This is a genomic window from Stenotrophomonas maltophilia, assembly GCF_013464915.1.
Classification (GTDB): Bacteria; Pseudomonadota; Gammaproteobacteria; order Xanthomonadales; family Xanthomonadaceae; genus Stenotrophomonas; species Stenotrophomonas maltophilia_AT.
This window is the reverse complement of sequence record NZ_RAVT01000030.1, coordinates 69,311-85,549: the sequence shown is the minus strand read 5'-3', so window position 1 is coordinate 85,549 and position 16,239 is coordinate 69,311. Positions and strand designations below refer to the sequence as shown.

15 protein-coding genes are annotated in these 16,239 nt (G+C 68.0%); 10 read left to right on the top strand and 5 right to left on the bottom strand.

All coding sequences use genetic code 11. From position 1 onward, the window contains the following. Positions 1–398: 398 nt before the first annotated feature. A complete protein-coding gene (locus tag D7T59_RS11580; protein WP_164138401.1) occupies positions 399–1,127 on the bottom strand; it encodes a response regulator in 729 nt (242 codons plus the stop codon). Between the two features lie 127 nt (positions 1,128–1,254). Here D7T59_RS11580 and rlmD point away from each other — a divergent pair, with 127 nt between their 5' ends. The 9 genes from rlmD to D7T59_RS11535 all read left to right on the top strand — a co-directional run bounded on the left by rlmD (position 1,255) and on the right by D7T59_RS11535 (position 8,626). Beyond that, on the top strand, positions 1,255–2,589 hold the full coding sequence (gene rlmD / locus D7T59_RS11575; RefSeq protein WP_180850894.1) for a 23S rRNA (uracil(1939)-C(5))-methyltransferase RlmD: 1,335 nt from the start codon (positions 1,255–1,257) through the stop codon (positions 2,587–2,589). Between the two features lie 33 nt (positions 2,590–2,622). Then, positions 2,623–3,108: a CYTH domain-containing protein gene (locus D7T59_RS11570; RefSeq protein WP_164138397.1), complete on the top strand. Its 486-nt coding sequence runs from the start codon at positions 2,623–2,625 to the stop codon at positions 3,106–3,108. Between the two features lie 113 nt (positions 3,109–3,221). After that, positions 3,222–3,917, top strand: coding sequence for a DsbA family oxidoreductase (locus D7T59_RS11565; RefSeq protein WP_164138395.1), 696 nt, complete (start codon positions 3,222–3,224; stop codon positions 3,915–3,917). A gap of 165 nt (positions 3,918–4,082) precedes the next feature. Then, entirely contained in the window at positions 4,083–5,090 is a 1,008-nt protein-coding gene (gene nagZ / locus D7T59_RS11560) for a beta-N-acetylhexosaminidase (protein ID WP_164138393.1), read from the top strand. After that, entirely contained in the window at positions 5,090–5,644 is a 555-nt protein-coding gene (locus D7T59_RS11555) for a hypoxanthine-guanine phosphoribosyltransferase (RefSeq protein WP_005410592.1), read from the top strand. Before nagZ ends, D7T59_RS11555 begins: the two co-directional genes overlap by 1 nt. 82 nt (positions 5,645–5,726) lie before the next feature. After that, positions 5,727–6,473: an S-methyl-5'-thioinosine phosphorylase gene (locus tag D7T59_RS11550; protein ID WP_049430529.1), complete on the top strand. Its 747-nt coding sequence runs from the start codon at positions 5,727–5,729 to the stop codon at positions 6,471–6,473. Positions 6,474–6,561: 88 nt separating this feature from the next. After that, positions 6,562–6,768 (top strand): cold-shock protein, encoded by a 207-nt coding sequence (locus tag D7T59_RS11545; protein ID WP_005410590.1) that lies wholly within the window; start codon positions 6,562–6,564, stop codon positions 6,766–6,768. 139 nt (positions 6,769–6,907) lie between these two features. Then, positions 6,908–8,176, top strand: coding sequence for an FAD-dependent oxidoreductase (locus D7T59_RS11540; protein WP_164138391.1), 1,269 nt, complete (start codon positions 6,908–6,910; stop codon positions 8,174–8,176). A 180-nt stretch (positions 8,177–8,356) separates the two neighbouring features. Continuing rightward, the gene (locus D7T59_RS11535) at positions 8,357–8,626 is read left to right on the top strand and encodes a hypothetical protein (protein WP_164138389.1); all 270 of its coding nucleotides are present in this window, start codon (positions 8,357–8,359) and stop codon (positions 8,624–8,626) included. A gap of 1 nt (position 8,627) precedes the next feature. Here the strand turns inward: D7T59_RS11535 and pdeM are convergent, their stop codons facing one another. From pdeM to D7T59_RS11515, 4 genes are read right to left on the bottom strand one after another with little or no spacing between them, the layout of a single operon-like run. Continuing rightward, positions 8,628–9,269 (bottom strand): ligase-associated DNA damage response endonuclease PdeM, encoded by a 642-nt coding sequence (pdeM, locus tag D7T59_RS11530; protein WP_164138387.1) that lies wholly within the window; start codon positions 9,267–9,269, stop codon positions 8,628–8,630. Then, complete coding sequence (locus tag D7T59_RS11525) at positions 9,259–11,718, bottom strand: ligase-associated DNA damage response DEXH box helicase (RefSeq protein ID WP_180850895.1); 2,460 nt, start codon at positions 11,716–11,718, stop codon at positions 9,259–9,261. The genes pdeM and D7T59_RS11525 overlap by 11 nt, the downstream gene beginning before the upstream one ends. Next, positions 11,715–13,322 (bottom strand): ATP-dependent DNA ligase, encoded by a 1,608-nt coding sequence (locus D7T59_RS11520; RefSeq protein ID WP_180850896.1) that lies wholly within the window; start codon positions 13,320–13,322, stop codon positions 11,715–11,717. Before D7T59_RS11520 ends, D7T59_RS11525 begins: the two co-directional genes overlap by 4 nt. Then, a complete protein-coding gene (locus D7T59_RS11515) occupies positions 13,319–14,317 on the bottom strand; it encodes a ligase-associated DNA damage response exonuclease (RefSeq protein WP_180850897.1) in 999 nt (332 codons plus the stop codon). Before D7T59_RS11515 ends, D7T59_RS11520 begins: the two co-directional genes overlap by 4 nt. A gap of 113 nt (positions 14,318–14,430) precedes the next feature. Between D7T59_RS11515 and D7T59_RS11510 the strand changes: the two genes are divergently transcribed. Beyond that, positions 14,431–16,068 (top strand): acyl-CoA dehydrogenase family protein, encoded by a 1,638-nt coding sequence (locus D7T59_RS11510; RefSeq protein WP_164138379.1) that lies wholly within the window; start codon positions 14,431–14,433, stop codon positions 16,066–16,068. Positions 16,069–16,239 lie beyond the last annotated feature (171 nt).

Here is a 16,239-nt window from a genome sequence, read left to right as displayed (position 1 = left end):
TGGGGGCTTGGCCGCGGCATCCATGCCGCGGACACTCCCGCAACCGGACCCACCCCGCCTTCGACAGTTTTCCGCGAGCTGTTGGACATGCCGACGGGGTCAGATCCGTTTTMCCTCGGAAAACGGATCTGACCCCAGATTGATTTCGATATCTGACAGAAATTCATCCACGCATGGCGTGGATCTACCCGATCGCGGAAAACTGTCAGAGGCGGGGCGGTATCGGAGGGCGGGGTGTCAGCCGCATGGATGCGGCTGCCAAGCCCCCATGGACGGGTTTACGGCGTCCCCGCGCTCCGATACCGCCCCGCCAAGCCACGGAATGCCAGCTTTTGCTTTTGCTGTTGCCTTGGCTTGAAGCCTCTGCGGGTGCAGGGCGCAGCCCTGCCGAACACCCCTCAGTGCAGCAGGGCAGCCACCGCCGCGCGGAACCCCGCCTGCGCCTGCCCGGACTCCGGTGCGTGATGCAGCTGCCGCACCGCCCGTGCCAGCCGTGCCGCGCCCACGAACCCGCAGCTGGCCTGCAGCCGGTGCAGCTGGCTGCGCAGCTGGCGCTCGTCATGCTGGTCCACGGCCTGTTCAACCGCGTCGCGTACGCCCGGCAACTCGGCCAGGAACAGCTCGCGCAGGGCGATCAGGTGGTTGCGCTGGCCATTGAGCGCGGCCAGTGCCGCGGTCTCGTCCCAGTCCTGCACCTGCAGCTCGACCGCTGCCGGGGCCGGGGCAACGAAGATCCCCGCCGGGCTGTTCACCAGCGCGCGGCGCACGGCCTTCAGCAACTGGTCGCGGCCCAGCGGCTTGACCAGCGTGTCGCTGAAGCCGGCTTCGCGCAGGCGGGCATGAATGGAGGTGTCGCCATCGGCCGTATGGGCCAACGCCGGGGTATCGGGGTGCGAACGGCGCAGTTCACGCAGCAGCTGCGCGCCGTTGCCGTCCGGCAGGTTGACGTCGATCAGCCACAGGTCATGCGCGCCGGGCTCGGCGCTGGCCAGGGCACTGGCCAATGAGTCTGCGGTGTCCACGTCCGCCGGTAACGTTTCCAACGCCGCTTTGAAAAAACCGCGGCTGATGATGTCGTCCTCGACAAGCAGGAAGCGGGGCCGGCTGGCCCGCGGGGTCATCTGCATCAGGGCTGCCTCCATGTCAGCTGTTGCAATCATCAAGCACGGCGGCGGCGGGCGCAAGCGGGTCCAGACCCTGCCAGTCAGGATCTGCGACAATATGCCCCCATTTTTGCCCGCAGCCTGTTGCCACGTGGCCCGATCCCGCTCCCGCATCGACCGTACCCCATTCCAGACCGAGATCCTCGACCTCAGCCATGATGGTCGCGGCGTCGCCCGCCGTGAAGGCGAGGGCGGCAAGGTCACCTTCGTCAGCGGCGCTCTGCCGGGCGAGGTGGTCATGGCGGAACAGACTGCCCGCAGCCGCCATTTCGATGAGGCGCGCACGGTGGAAGTACTGCAGGCCTCGCCGCAGCGCGTGACCCCGAAGTGCCCGCACTTCGGCACCTGCGCCGGCTGCGTGCTGCAGCACCTGGACGAAGACCAGCAGATTGTCGCCAAGCAGCGCGTGCTGATGGACAACCTGGAGCGCATCGGCCACGTGAAGCCGGGTGTCGTGCTGGCGCCGCTGGTCGGCGAGAGCTGGGGCTACCGCCGCAAGGGCCGGTTCTCGGTGCGTCGGGTCGAAAAGAAGGACAAGACCCTGGTCGGCTTCCGTGAACAGGATCCGCGCTTCGTTGCCGATCTCAGCCAGTGCCTGACCGTGATCCCGGAGATCGGTACCAAGGTCGAGGCCTTGTCGACCTTCATCGAATCGCTCGATGGCAAGCGCGACAACCCGCAGATCGAGTTCATCGCCGGTGACCAGGCGGTGGTGCTGACCGTGCGCCACCTGCAGCCGCTCAGCGATGCCGACCGCGCCGCCTGGGCCGCCTTTGGCCAGCAGCATGGCTTCGTGATCTACCTGCAGTCCGGTGGCGTAGACACCGTGCAGCCGCTGGACGGGCAGGGCGTGCCGCTGTCGTTCCGGCTGGCGCCGTGGGACGTCGAGCTGGCGTTCCGCCCGCTGGACTTCATCCAGGTCAACGCCAAGCTCAACGAGAAGATGATCGCCCACGCCCTGGACCTGCTCGAACCGGGCGAGGACGAGCGCGTGCTGGACCTGTTCTGCGGCCTGGGCAATTTCACCCTGCCGCTGGCCCGCCGTGTGCGCGAAGTGGTCGGCGTGGAGGGTGATGCCGGCCTTGTCGCGCGTGCTCGTGAGAATGCCGAGCGCAATGGTCTGGCCAACGCGCAGTTTTTCAGCGCCGACCTGACCCAGGACCAGCGCAGCACCCCGTGGATGCGCCAGGGCTTCGACAAGCTGCTGCTGGACCCGCCGCGCTCGGGCGCGATCGAAGTGCTGCAGCAGCTGCCGCTGAAGCAGTTCAAGCGCATCGTCTATGTCAGCTGCCATCCGGGCTCGCTGGCACGCGATGCCGGCTATCTGGTCAACGAACAGGGCTTCACCCTGGTCAGTGCCGGTGCCATGGACATGTTCCCGCACACCGCGCACGTGGAAAGCATCGCGGTGTTCGAAAAGCGCTGAGCGGCTGTCATGCCCATGGCGCATAATCGCGCCATGGGCATTGAAATCGAACGCAAATTCCTGGTCATCAACGATGGCTGGCGATCCGCTGCGCACCGGGTGATCCCGATGGCGCAGGGTTACATCAACGACATGGGCGCGCTCGACCGTGGCACCCAGAACGCGTCGGTGCGGGTCCGCATCGAAGGCGATCACGCCGCGCTGAACCTGAAGTCGCGCACCATCGGCCACACCCGCCAGGAGTTCGACTACCCGATACCGGTGGACGATGCGCGCGCGCTGCTGGCGCTCTGTGTTGGTGGCCTGATCGACAAGCGCCGTCATCTGGTCGAGCACGCCGGCCTGACCTGGGAAGTGGATGAATTCCTCGGCGACAACGCCGGTCTGGTGGTGGCCGAGGTCGAGCTGGACAGCGCTGACCAGGTCATCGACCTGCCGGGCTGGGTTGGCGCCGAAGTGACCGACGACGCCCGCTACTACAACGTCGCGCTCGCCAGCCGCCCCTATTCACAGTGGTGAAACCCCAAAAAGGGGACGGAGGGGATTAAGTCGCCTTTACCCCGCCTGTGCGGAAAGCGACTTAATCCCCTCCGTCCCCTTTTTTCGGCGGGGGTGGGCCCCATGTCGGGGGGATGAGAATCGACATCTACTCCGACGTGGTCTGCCCCTGGTGCTGGATCGGCAAGCATCGTTTCCAGCAGGGCGTGCAGTTGCTGGGCGCCGACGCGCCCGAGCTCGACATCCATTGGCAGCCGTTCCAGCTGGATCCGGACGCGGACGCCACCCCGGTGCCGCTGCGCGAGGCCTACGTGCGCAAGTTCGGCGGCGCCGAGCGTACCGAGCAGATCCTCAGCCAGACCCAGACCACCGCGCGGGCCGAAGGGCTGCCGATGGACTTCAGCCAGGGCCAGGTGCGGGTGACCACGCTGCCGGCGCACCGGGTGCTGTGGCTGGCCGGGCAGCACGGCGTGCAGGACGCGGTGGGTGAGGCGCTGTTCCGCGCCCACTTCGAGCAGGGCCAGAACCTGGCCGACCCACAGGTGTTGATCAAGGCCGGCGCCGCTGGCGGCCTCGATGCGGGTGAGATCGCGCAGATGCTGGCCTCCGATCACGGCCTGGCCGAAGTCGACGCCAAGCTGGCCCAGGCCCATGCGCTGGGCATTTCGTCGGTGCCGACCTTCGTCATCGATGGGAAGTGGGCCATTTCCGGGGCGCAGCCGCCCGAGGCCTTCGCCAACGCACTGCGCCAGATCGCCGCCGAGCAGGGCGCGCCGGAGCCGCCCGCCGATGGCGACGAGGCCTGCGGCCCGGACGGCTGCAAGGTCTGACCGGTCCCTTAAAAGGGGACGGAGGGGATTAAGGCGCAATCGGCCCCAGTGGCCGGATACGTCTTAATCCCCTCCGTCCCCCTTTTAAGGGACCACTGCGCCTGTCGGCCGGTTCTGCGACAATGCGGCACTGCGCCATGCGGGCGCGCGTTGTGGAGATCGACCATGCTGCTGATCGGCGTTGCCGGCACCGAACTGACTGCCCAGGAGCGTGACTGGTTGCAGCACGATGCCGTGGCCGGGGTGGTGCTGTTCAAGCGCAACTTCGCCTCGCGCCAGCAGGTGACCGATCTGAGCGCGGCCATCCGCGCCGCCGCGCCGCGCCCGCAGCTGATCTGCGTGGACCAGGAAGGCGGCCGCGTACAGCGTTTCCGCGAGGGTTACAGCGATCTGCCGCCACTGCAGGACATCGGGGCGCTGTATGCCACCGACCCGCAGCAGGCCTTGGCACTGGCCGAACGGCACGCCTGGCTGATGGCCAGCGAAGTGCGCGCCAGCGGCGTGGACCTGAGCTTCGCGCCGGTGGTGGACCTTGGCCGTGGCAACCGTGCCATCGGCAACCGCGCCTTCAGTGAAGACCCGCAGGTGGTGGCCGCGTTCACTGCCGCCTATGTGCGTGGCATGCATTCGGTCGGCATGGCCGCCACGCTCAAGCATTTCCCCGGCCACGGTACCGTTCTGGAAGACACCCACGTGGATACCGCGATCGACCCGCGCGCGCTGGACGAGCTGCGCGCGCAGGACCTGGTGCCGTTCCGGGCCGGGATCGCCGCCGGTGCCGACGCGGTGATGATGGCGCACGTGATCTACCCGCAGGTGGCGCCGGAACCGGCCGGTTACTCGCCGCGCTGGATCCAGGACATCCTGCGCGGAGAGCTCGGCTTCCGTGGCGTGGTGTTCTCCGACGACATCGGCATGGCCGCCTCGCACAGTGCCGGCGGCGTTCCGGCGCGCGTGCACGCCCATCTGGACGCCGGCTGCGACGTGGTGCTGGTCTGCCACCCGGAGCTGGTTGATGAAGCCCTGCACGCAGTGCAGGGGCGCTCCCTCAATACCGCTGCGCTGCTGGGCCTGATCGGCCGCGGCGCGCTTGGCTGGGATGGCCTGCTGGCCGATGCCCGCCATGGCGACACCCAAACCCGTCTGCTTGAAACCCTTGGAAGAACCGTCTGATGCCCAACCTCACCATTTCCCAGGCCCTGGCCCAGGCTGACCTGCTGGTCGACCGCCCCACCATCGACAAGGCCATTGCTGGTATCGCCGACGCCATTGCGCGCGACTACAAGGGCGAGGTGCCGCTGTTCCTGTCGATCATGCACGGCGCGCTGCCGTTCGCCGGCCAGCTGGCGCTGGAACTGGGTGCGCGCGGGCAGGACGTGCAGTTCGATTACCTGCACGCCACCCGCTACCGCGGTGAAACCACCGGCGGCGACCTGGTCTGGAAGCACAAGCCGGCCACCTCGCTGTTCGGCCGCCGCGTGCTGCTGGTCGACGACATCCTCGACGAGGGCTACACCCTGCAGGGCGTGCGCACCTGGTGCCTGGAACAGGGCGCGACCGACGTACGCATCGCCGCGATGACGGTGAAGAAGCACGACCGCGCGCTGCCGGACGTCACTGCTGACTACGCCGGCATCGAACTGCCGGACCGCTACGTGTTCGGCTTCGGCATGGACGTCAACGAAACCCTGCGCTGCGTGCCGGCCATCTACGCAATGAAGGAATAACGGCGCAGCCGCCTGCGGCGCGTCTTCTTCCATCGCCGGCATCCTCGGGTGCCGGCGTTCGTCTTTTCATGGAGTGCTTCGAATGCAACAGATCGCCCTGGCCGTGATCGGCGGTACCGGTGTCTACAACCTGGCCAAGCTCGACGACGTGCAGACCCACGAGGTCGACACCCGCTTCGGCCGCCCGTCCGGCCCGGTGCGCGTGGGCACGCTGCTCGGCCATCGCGTCGCGTTCCTGGCGCGCCATGGTGAAGGCCACTCGCTGCCGCCGCACAAGATCAATTACCGGGCCAACCTGGCCGCGCTGCAGCAGCTGGGCGCGCAGCGCGTGCTGGCGTTGAACACCGTCGGTGGCATCACCGAACACTTTGGTCCGCGCGTGCTGGCCTGCCCGGACCAGATCATCGACTACACCTGGGGCCGCATCAGCACCATCTGTGAAGAAGAGGGCACCGATGTGGTCCACGTCGATTTCGGCCACCCGTACACGCCGATGCTGCGCAGCAAGATCCTGGCGGCGGCCAAAGTGACCGGTGTCACGGTCCATGACGGTGGCTGCTACGGCGCAACGCAGGGCCCGCGCCTGGAAACCATCGCTGAAATCGCCCGCATGCGCCGCGACGGTTGTGACCTGGTGGGCATGACCGGCATGCCGGAAGCCGCGCTGGCACGTGAGCTGGGGCTGGACTATGCCTGCCTGGCGATCATCGCCAACTGGGCTGCCGGCTGTGGTGATGGCGAGGAGATTACGATGGCCGAAGTGCTGGCCAACGTGCAGGCGGCCAGCAACGGACTTCCGGAACTGGTGGGCGAATTGGCGCGGGGGTGATTGTCTTCCCCGAGCAAGCTTTGCATACTCAGCTTGTGCGCGGGTTCAGCGTACACCACCCATTCATTGCATAAGGTCTCGCATCACCATGCCGAACGGTACCGTCAAGTGGTTCAACGACGCCAAGGGATTTGGCTTCATCTCGCCGGAGGATGGCAGCGCCGACGTGTTCGCGCACTTCTCCGCCATCAACTCCAAGGGCTTCCGCAGCCTGCAGGAAGGCCAGCGTGTCACCTATGACGTGACCCAGGGCCCGAAGGGTGCCCAGGCTTCGAACATCACGCCGGCCGAGTGATCCACTCGACAGTGCGTTGAAAACCCCGCTCCGGCGGGGTTTTTTTTGCGCGCGTGAACGTGATGGTGCCGCCCGATGCACCGTTTCAACCGGGAAGGCAGCGGATGTACCGCTCCAGCGCAGATGGCACAATGCGGCCATGAAGGAACGACTGCGTATCGCCGTGATCGGCTACGGCACCGCTGGACAGGCAGTGTCCATCCTGCTCACCCGTGACGGCCACGAGGTGGAGATCTTCGAACGCGTGCCCACGCCGGGGCCGGTGGGTGCCGGTTTCCTGCTGCAGCCCAGCGGCCTGCAGGTGCTGTGGCAGATGGGCCTGCTGGATGCGGTGCGCGCGCATGCCGCGCCGGTGCACCGCCTGTATGGGGATACGCCGTGCGAGCGCGCGGTGATGGACATGCGCTACGACGGCCTGGATGCGCGCCTGCACGGACTGGGCATGCAGCGAGGGGCGTTGTTCTCGCTGCTGGATGATGCCCGTGGCGGGCTTGGCCAGCTGCATGCCGGTACCACCATCACCGAGGTGGATGCCGAGCATGGGCGCCTGCGCGACGGCGAAGGGCGCACGCATGGCCCGTTCGATCTGGTGGTGGCCGCCGATGGCGCGGCCTCTGCGCTGCGCGGCACGATCGCCGGCGGTGCAGGGCTGGACCGTGTCTATCCGTGGGGGGCGCTGTGGTGCCTGTTGCCGGCTGAAGACTGGCCGCACGTGCAGGAGCTGCGGCAGCGCTACGTGGCCGCGCGCAAGATGATCGGGCTGCTGCCGGTCGGTACGCGCCCCGGCGATGACACGCCACGCCTGAGCTTCTTCTGGAGCCTGCCACGTGCCGACTTCGAGCGCTGGCAGGCCGATGGCATGACGCCTTGGCTGGACGAGCTGCATGCGCTGTGGCCGCAGGCCAGTGCGCGCTTCGCCCACCTGCGCGATGCCGGCCAGCTGGCGCGCGCGGTCTATCGCGATGCCGTGATGACGCGCTGGCACCACGGCCGCATGGTGCTGGCCGGCGATGCCGCGCACGCAATGAGCCCGCAGCTGGGGCAGGGGGTGAACATGGCGCTGCTCGACGCGTTGGCATTGCGCGACGCGGTGCGCAGCCATGGCGGCGGTGCGGTGGCCCTACAGGCCTACCAGGCGCAACGCAGGGCGCACGTTGCGGTCTACCAGCGCTGGAGCCGTTGGCTGACGCCGCTGTTCCAGTCCGACCGCGATGTCTGGGCGAAGGCGCGCGACGTGCTGCTGGGCCCGATGGGGCGCCTGCCGGGTGGGCGTGGTCACATGCTGCGCGTGCTCAGTGGCACGCAACAGGGTTGGTTCGGTTCGCTCACGCTGGATCCGGCCTTCGCCGACGCACTGGCCACCAGGATGGAGATGCCTCGCAGCAACGTGATCACGGCCCGCGCGTGAAGCGTGCCGTCACGTGAATTAACGGTTGCCTCACCGCCGATGTGCGAGAAGTAGGTTGCACGCGACTGCGCGTCGCCCGTTTTCCTTTCCGTGATCAACATCGCGCGTGGCCCGGGCAGCACTGCCGTTGCGGCCTGTTGCGGCCCGGACGCGCCGCCTGATGTTGAAGAGGAGGACGCCATGTTGTTCGCGGTCGAGGAGCTGGAATCGGAAATCTGCAAGCTGCGCGGATTGCTGCAGATGCTGCACGAGGACCAGCCCGACGTACTGGAGGATGTGTTCGAGTTCCATGTCGGCAGCCTGATCAGCCATGCCGCAGCGGAGCACCATGCACGCATCCGCGCCTGCGCACAGGAAATGCTGGCCGCCATCCAGGCGCTGCCGCGGCGACGTGAAGATGACACGCCTGATTTCCAGTTGATGCCGCAATTGGATGTTCGCCCGGCCTGACTCAAGCCACGGGCAGTTCCACCACGCCGTTTTCCACGCAGGCGATCATCTGTTCGCCTGGAGCAGGAACAGGAACGATTCCGGCGGTGAACGCGGAAAAGGCCGGCAGGACCGTCATCCTGTCACGCAGCCAGAATGCGGGGAAACGCCGTCGCAACGGCGGCAAGGCGACCTGCGGATGCAGGTGCCCGGCGATTGCATGCAGGTCCGTGTCCGGCACGGGCTCATGCCGCAGCAGGAACGGCGGCAGGCGGACCGCATCGTGGATCTGCACCTGCAGTTGTGCATGTGGCAGGTGCAGGTCGTGGTTTCCACGCACCACATGCACGTCCAGCGCAGCATTGCGTTCGCGCCATCCCAGCCAGTGCTGGTACCACGCCGCGCGATGCGCCGGCCCATGCAGGATGTCGCCGAGGATCCACAGTTCGCGGCATGCATGGGTATCCAGCAGCCGCTGCAGGCGGCGCAGGTCGTCAACGGTTCCGCCGCTGGGCAGGGCGATGCCGGCACGGCGGAAGATATCGGCCTTGCCCAGGTGCAGGTCGGCGATCAGCAAGGCCTGCCGTGCCGGCCAGTACAGTGCGCGGTCACCGAGGAACAGCACGGGCTCCGCGGCGAGTGGCCGCAGATGCTCATCGACCATGGCGGCGCTCCAGCTGCTGCGCGGCACGCTGTACGCGGGTGCGCCAGTCTTCGTTGCTGAACTGCCCGCGCAGGCGCTCGGCCCACAACGGGAAGCCCAACGGTGTGAGTGACGGCGGCTGCTGCAGCGACAGCTCCTGCGCGCCGATCCGTGCCAGTACCTGCTGCAGTCCCGGCAGGTCCAGGCTGTCCTGCAGCACTTCGCGTTCGGCCAATGCCAATAGCAGGTGGTCGGGGTCATGTTCGCGCAGTACGTCGTAGAGCAGGCCAGCCGAGGCCTGCAGCTGGCGTAGCGATCGCGGCGTACCACCGGGCAGGCTGGGCACCAGCAGGCCCGCCACGCGCGCGATGCCGCGGAACTGGCGACGTGCCAGCTCGCCCAGGTTCACCGCTGCACGCAGGTCTTCCAGCAGACCATCACTGCTGAACAATGCGCGCCATTGCGGCAGGTCGAGTTCGATGGCCTGCGCCGGCGCAAGCACCAGGCCGTGATCGTTCACCGCATAGCCGATGCTGTTGCGCTGCTGGCGGGTGCAGCGCAGCGCCAGCAGGGCTGCCAGCGCCTCATGCACGTGGCGGCCGGCAAAGGGGTAGACGAACAGGAACTGGCCATCGCGGCGCCGCACCTCCTCCACCAGCAGATGATCCGCAGCGGGGCGTGCCGACAACTGCGCCTGCAATGCAAGCAGCGGCGCCAGCCAGCGTGATTCGGCGCTGTCATCGGAACCGGAGAGGACTGCCTCCAGTTCACGGCCGAGTGCCATCGACAGCGGCAACTGGCCTCCCTGCCAGCGCGGCACGACACCGTCACCATGCCCCCGCGCCAGCCGCACGAAGGCGGTCATGTCACGCAGCTGCACCAGTTCCAGCAGGCGCCCGGCGAACTGGAAGCGATCACCCCGGCGCAGGCGGCTGGCGAACTGTTCCTCTACTGCACCGAGCCCGCCACCGCGCAGGAACTGCACGCGCACACTGCCATCGCTGCTGATGGTGCCGATCGACAAGCGGTGCCGCAGCGCCTGGCGGCGATCATGCATGCGGTAATCGCCATCGGCATCGAGCACGACCTTGTGGAAGTCCGGGTACTGCACCAGCGCCTGCCCACCCTGCACGATGAAGTCCAGCACGGCCCGCCATTGTTCATCGCCGAGCGTGGCGAAGGCGTGGGTGCGGCGCACCTGCGCCAGCAGCGCATCACTGTCGAAGCCGCCAGCGAGCGCACGGCTGACCGCATGCTGGGCCAGCACATCCAGCGACAGCGTCGGCGGCCTGCGTGCTTCGACCACGCCTTCGGCCAACGCACGGCGCACGGCGGCGTACTCGGCCAGTTCCAGCGTATGGCTGGGCACGCACAGGATGGAACCGCTGGCACCCGGGCGGTGGCGCGCACGTCCGGCGCGTTGGCGCAGGCGGGCCACGCCCTTCGGGCTTCCCAGCTGCAGTACCTGCTCAACCTCGGGGAAGTCCACGCCAAGGTCGAGGCTGGAGGTGGCGACCACGCAGCGCAGCACGCCCGCGCGCAGGCCATCCTCCACCTGCTGGCGCAGCGCCGGATCCAGCGAGCCGTGGTGCAGTGCAAGCGTGTCCTGGTCTTCCGGCCAGACCGCGGCCAGCGCCTGGTGCCACAGTTCCGCCTGCGCGCGGGTGTTGGTGAACAGCAGGCTGCTGCGCGCCTGCATCAACGCGTCCAGCACGCGCGGCAGCTGCGCCAGTCCCAGGTGCCCCGCCCAAGGGAAACGTTCGCCCGGTTCCGGCAGCAGGCTGCGCACGCTGATCGCGCGCGGACGTACACCCTGCACGATCGGAGCATCCGGTTGCCCGGGCAGCAGCACGTCGCGAGCCTCCTGCAGATTGCCCAGCGTGGCCGACAGCCCCCACAGCTGCATTGCGGGCGCGGCCTCGCGCAACTCCGCCAGGTTCAACTGCAGCAGTACACCGCGCTTGTTGCCCAGCAGCTCATGCCATTCATCCACCACCGCGCAGCGCAGCTGGCGCATGCGTGGCAGCGTATCGGGATAGCTCAGCAGCAGCGCCAGTGATTCGGGCGTGGTCACCAGTACGTCGATGCGGCCTTCGCGCGCGTGGCGCCGCTCGCGGTTGCTGGCGTCACCGCTGCGCAGGCCCACCCGCCATCCCAGCCCCAGCCCATCAATCACGGACTGCAGTGCGCGTGCGGTGTCGCTGGCCAAAGCACGCAGTGGTGTCACCCACAGCACCTGCAACGGGCGTACCGCACTGGCGCGACGTGGTGTGGGCGGTGGATCGATCATCGCCTGCAGCAATGGCCCGCCGAACATCGCCAGCGTCTTGCCACTGCCCGTGGGCGTGTGCAGCAACCCGGATTCGCCGGCAAGGTAATGGCGCCACATTGCGCGCTGGAACGGCAGCGAGCGCCAGCCGCGTGCCACGAACCAGTCTTCCAGCCGGCGCAGTGCCTGGCTGCGGGTCATCGCGCCAGTGCCTGCAGGCTGGCCAGCTGATCGGCCTCACTGGCACGCTTGTCGTGCCGCCAGCGCAGGATGCGCGGAAAGCGCACGGCAATGCCGGACTTGTGCCGGCTGCTGCGGTTGACCGCTTCGAAGCCCAGCTCGAACACCTGTTCGGCGCGCACGCTGCGTACCGGCCCGAAGCGCTCGCCGGTGTTGGCGCGGATCCAGCGGTCGAGCGCGAGGATCTCCCTGTCATCCAGGCCCGAATACGCTTTGGCTACCGGCACCAGGATGTCGCCGTCCCAGACGCCGAAGGTGTAGTCGGTGTACAGCGTGCTGCGCCGTCCGTGGCCTGCCTGTGCGTACAGGAGCACCGCGTCGATGGTGAGTGGATCGACCTTCCATTTCCACCAGTCGCCGCGTCGTCGCCCGGCCTGGTAAGGGGACGTGCGCCGCTTCAGCATCACCCCCTCCACACCGCGTTCGCGCGCCATCTCACGCATGGCTGCAGCCTGCGTCCAGTCGTCGGCCGCAACGTCGGGTGACAGCTGGATCCGCGCATCATCCAGCGCACCGACGACGGCGGCGAGCCGGGCGCGACGTTCCTGCAGGGGCTGCTCACGCAGGTCCGCGCCATCGTGTTCCAGCAGGTCATAGGCGAGCACGCGCACCGGCGTACTGCGCAACGTCGCCGCGCCCGGCTTGCGGCGCTGGATGCGGGTCTGCAGCGCGGTGAACGCGCGCGGCAGGTTGCTGGCCTCATCCCACGCCAGCAGTTCGCCGTCCAGCACGCAGCCATCTGGCAGCGCCAGCGCTGCGTGCTCGATCTCGGGAAAGCGGCCATCCAGTCGTTCCTCGCCACGAGACCACAGCGCCACCTCGCCACGCCGGCGCAGCAGCTGCAGGCGGATGCCGTCCCATTTCCACTCCAGCAGCCAATCGTCGATGGGCCCGAGGCGCTCGGCAGGATCGCCTTCGAGTGGCGAGGCGAGGAAGAACGGGTAGGGCTGCTGCCGGTCCGATGGCAGTTCGTCCGGCGACAGCAGCCGAGCCAGCAATCCAGGCGAGGGAACCCACTCGCCGAGCATGCGCTGGGCAATGCGTGCGATGTCCAGGCCGGACCATTCGGCCAGCGCCTGCTGCACCAGGCGTAGCGAAACACCCACCCGCAGGGCGCCTGTCAGCAGCTTGTTGAACACCAGGCGTTCGCTGGCCGGCAATTGCCGCCAACCGGCGAGCACGGCGGCCCGCCGTTCCTCTTCCGGCCGGTTGGCGACGGCCAGCAGGTGCTGTTCGATCCAGTCGGCCAGCGGGCGGTCGGGGGCAGCCCGTGCCGGATCATCCAGCAGCAGGGTCAACGTTTCGGCCAGGTCGCCCACCTGCGCATGACTGTCGTCGACCAGCCACGGTGGCAGGCCCGATTCCTCGCTCACCCACGCGCGCAGTTCGCCGCTGGCGGCGATCTTCCGGCGTGCGCCGCCCACCTTGCCGCCGCTGAGCAGGTACAGCGCCCACGCCGCATCATGCGCGCCTGCATGGCGGAAGTAATCGATCAACGCGGCACGCTTGTCCAGCGTGGCGGTACTGCGGTCCAGGCGCTGGTAGAGCGCCGCGAAGGCCTTCATTCCTCGCTCCCGAAATCGGTACGGAAGGCTTCGGCAGCCACCCCGCGTTCGCGCAGGAAGGGAATCAGTGCATCGGTATTGCCATGGGTGGCGATCACCCGCTGCGCGCCGGTCTGTTCAATGGTCTGCAGCAGCGCGGGCCAATCGGCGTGATCGGAAATGACGAAGCCACGATCGACGTTGCGGCGACGCCGGTTGCCGCGCAGTTGCATCCAGCCCGAGGCGAAGCCCAGCTGGTGGCGGCCGAAGCGGCGCATCCACGGTGTGCCCGCAGCCGACGGCGGCGCGAGGATCAGCTGGCCGGCGGCATCAGGCTGGCGCCCTTGCTCGGCAACGGCAAGTGTCTCCAGCATCGGTACGCCGGCCTGCCGGTAGACCGCCACACCATTGGCGATGGCGCCATGCAGCCACGCCGGGCGGTCGTCCAGTGGCAACAGCTCCGCCAGTACCCGCTGCGCCTTGCCGAGTGCATAGCACAGCAGGATCGCCGCTTCGCCACGTTGTTCGCATTCGCGGCGCCACGCCACGATCTGCGCAGCCACCGCGGGCGTGTCCGGCCAGCGGTAGATCGGCAGGGCGAAGGTCGCTTCGGTGATGAACGTATCGCAGGGCACCACTTCGAAGGGCGTGCAGGTCGGGTCCGGCTGGCGCTTGTAGTCGCCGGAGGCCACCCAGACCCGTTCACCATCGTCGATGCGGACCTGCGACGAGCCGAGCACATGGCCGGCAGGATGCAGCGATACCTGCACCCGGCCCAGGCGGAAGGACGCTCCTTCGGCGTGCACCTGCACCGGCACATCGCCCAGGCGCCAGCGCAGGATCGGCAGGCTGCCTTCGCTGCAGTGGTATTCGCCCATGCCCGGACGCGCGTGGTCGCCGTGGCCATGGGTGATGACCGCACGCGGCACCGGCCGCCAGGGATCGATGTGGAAATTCCCGGCGGCGCAGTACAGCCCCTCCGGACGCAGCACCACCAGATCGTCGTTGCCTGCCATGCGATCACTGTGACCTGCCGCTCGTGCAGAAGGTGAGAACCGGCCTGAACGCGGGCTTGGCAGCGGATGCGGCACAATCGGGCCGCAGACCTCTTGCCGCCAGGACGGACCGGATGAGCGGACCCAGCTTCAGCAGCAACGCGCCGTATGAAACCCATGTGGTGCTGAACCAGCCACCGCCCTTTGCCGGTCGCCAGCTGTGGACCGATGATGCAGCGTTGATGGAGGCGGTGAAGCGCGAGGGGGCGGGCGGTTTCGCGCCGCGGCTGGCCGCATATGGAGCACTGGCCGGCGACGAGTTGTACCGGCTCGGCTTTGACGCCAACCGTGATCGCCCGCGCCTGCGCACGCACGATGCGCAGGGCCATCGCATTGATACAGTCGAGTTCCACCCTGCGTACCACCAGCTGATGGCCGCAGCGAAGCAGCATGGCGTGGCGGGTTTGTCCTGGCACGAGCCGCAGCCCGGCGCGCATGTGGCGCGTGCGGCATTGAGCTATCTGCACCACCAGGCCGAAGCCGGCACCAGTTGCCCCTTGACCATGACCCATGCGGCGGTGGCAGTGCTTCAGTCGCAGCCGCACCTGGCCGAATGGGCGCGCAAGGCCGCCGCGCCGGTCTATGACCCGCGTGACGTGCCCGTGGCGGACAAGGCCGGCATCACTCTGGGCATGGGCATGACCGAGAAGCAGGGCGGTTCGGATGTACGCGCGAACAGCACGCGCGCCGAGCCGATCGATGGCGAACGCTATCGCCTGGTCGGCCACAAGTGGTTCTTTTCTGCGCCGATGTGCGATGGCTTCCTGGTGCTGGCGCAGGCGCCGGGCGGACTGACCTGCCTGCTGATGCCGCGCCGGCTGGCCGACGGTGACCGCAATGCGTTCCGGCTGATGCGGCTGAAGGACAAGCTCGGCGACTGGGCCAATGCGTCCAGCGAGGTCGAGTTCTGTGGCGCGCAGGCATGGCGTGTGGGCGAAGAAGGGCGTGGCGTGGCGACCATCATCGGCATGGTGATGATGACCCGCCTGGACTGCATGCTGGGTGCGGCCGCGGAGATGCGCATGGCGCTGGCGCAGGCGCTGCATCATGCACGCCATCGGCGCACCTTCGGCAAGTTGTTGGTGGAGCATGCGTTGATGGCCAATGTGCTGGCCGACCTGGCGCTGGAGTCGGAAGCGGCAACCGTGTTGGCGATGCGCATCGCGCGGGCGGTGGATCGAGCCGGCGAGGATGCCAGCGAAGCCGCCTTGGCGCGGCTGGGGACCGCACTGGGCAAGTACTGGCTGTGCAAGCGCGCGCCGTGCTTCGTCAACGAAGCGCAGGAATGCCTGGGCGGTGCGGGTTACGTGGAGGAGTCGATGCTGCCGAGGCTGTATCGCCAGGCGCCGTTGAATTCGATCTGGGAAGGCAGCGGCAACATCCAGTGCCTGGACGTCCTGCGTGCGCTGTCACGCGAGCCGGAAGCAATGGCGGCATTGCGCAGCGAGCTGGCCGCAGTGGCCGATCTCGATGCGCGTTATGCAGCTGCATTGCAGCGTTGGGCAGCGGCGCCAGCGCCTGAGGAATCACAGGCGCGGCTGTTCTGCGAGCGCACTGCGCTGCTGCTGCAGGCGGCGCTGCTGCTGCGTGCACGCAGTCCAATGGCGGAGGCGTTCGTGCGCAGCCGGTTGGACGGGGAGCACGGGCTGGCATTCGGGACGCTGCCGGCGGGATTGGATCTGTCGGCGATGTTGGCTCGCGCGCTGCCGTAGGGAGCGGCCAGCGGCGGAGCCCCTCGTGGTGGGCGCTGATATCGGCGGTGGCCGCGCGAGTGGGTTGCGCAGGGGACGCCGTGAACCCGTCCCTGGGGGCTTGGCCGCGGCATCCATGCCGCGGACACCCCTGCGCAACCCACCCGCGTGGCCTTGGACGGTTTCCGTGCC

Coding starts and splice junctions, on each gene's coding strand:
- D7T59_RS11580 (WP_164138401.1), bottom strand. CDS start 1,127: ATGCAGATGACCCCGCGGGCCAGCCGGCCCCGCTTCCTGCTTGTCGAG.
- D7T59_RS11570 (WP_164138397.1), top strand. CDS start 2,623: ATGGGCATTGAAATCGAACGCAAATTCCTGGTCATCAACGATGGCTGG.
- D7T59_RS11565 (WP_164138395.1), top strand. CDS start 3,222: ATGAGAATCGACATCTACTCCGACGTGGTCTGCCCCTGGTGCTGGATC.
- nagZ (WP_164138393.1), top strand. CDS start 4,083: ATGCTGCTGATCGGCGTTGCCGGCACCGAACTGACTGCCCAGGAGCGT.
- D7T59_RS11555 (WP_005410592.1), top strand. CDS start 5,090: ATGCCCAACCTCACCATTTCCCAGGCCCTGGCCCAGGCTGACCTGCTG.
- D7T59_RS11550 (WP_049430529.1), top strand. CDS start 5,727: ATGCAACAGATCGCCCTGGCCGTGATCGGCGGTACCGGTGTCTACAAC.
- D7T59_RS11545 (WP_005410590.1), top strand. CDS start 6,562: ATGCCGAACGGTACCGTCAAGTGGTTCAACGACGCCAAGGGATTTGGC.
- D7T59_RS11540 (WP_164138391.1), top strand. CDS start 6,908: ATGAAGGAACGACTGCGTATCGCCGTGATCGGCTACGGCACCGCTGGA.
- D7T59_RS11535 (WP_164138389.1), top strand. CDS start 8,357: ATGTTGTTCGCGGTCGAGGAGCTGGAATCGGAAATCTGCAAGCTGCGC.
- pdeM (WP_164138387.1), bottom strand. CDS start 9,269: ATGGTCGATGAGCATCTGCGGCCACTCGCCGCGGAGCCCGTGCTGTTC.
- D7T59_RS11525 (WP_180850895.1), bottom strand. CDS start 11,718: ATGACCCGCAGCCAGGCACTGCGCCGGCTGGAAGACTGGTTCGTGGCA.
- D7T59_RS11520 (WP_180850896.1), bottom strand. CDS start 13,322: ATGAAGGCCTTCGCGGCGCTCTACCAGCGCCTGGACCGCAGTACCGCC.
- D7T59_RS11515 (WP_180850897.1), bottom strand. CDS start 14,317: ATGGCAGGCAACGACGATCTGGTGGTGCTGCGTCCGGAGGGGCTGTAC.
- D7T59_RS11510 (WP_164138379.1), top strand. CDS start 14,431: ATGAGCGGACCCAGCTTCAGCAGCAACGCGCCGTATGAAACCCATGTG.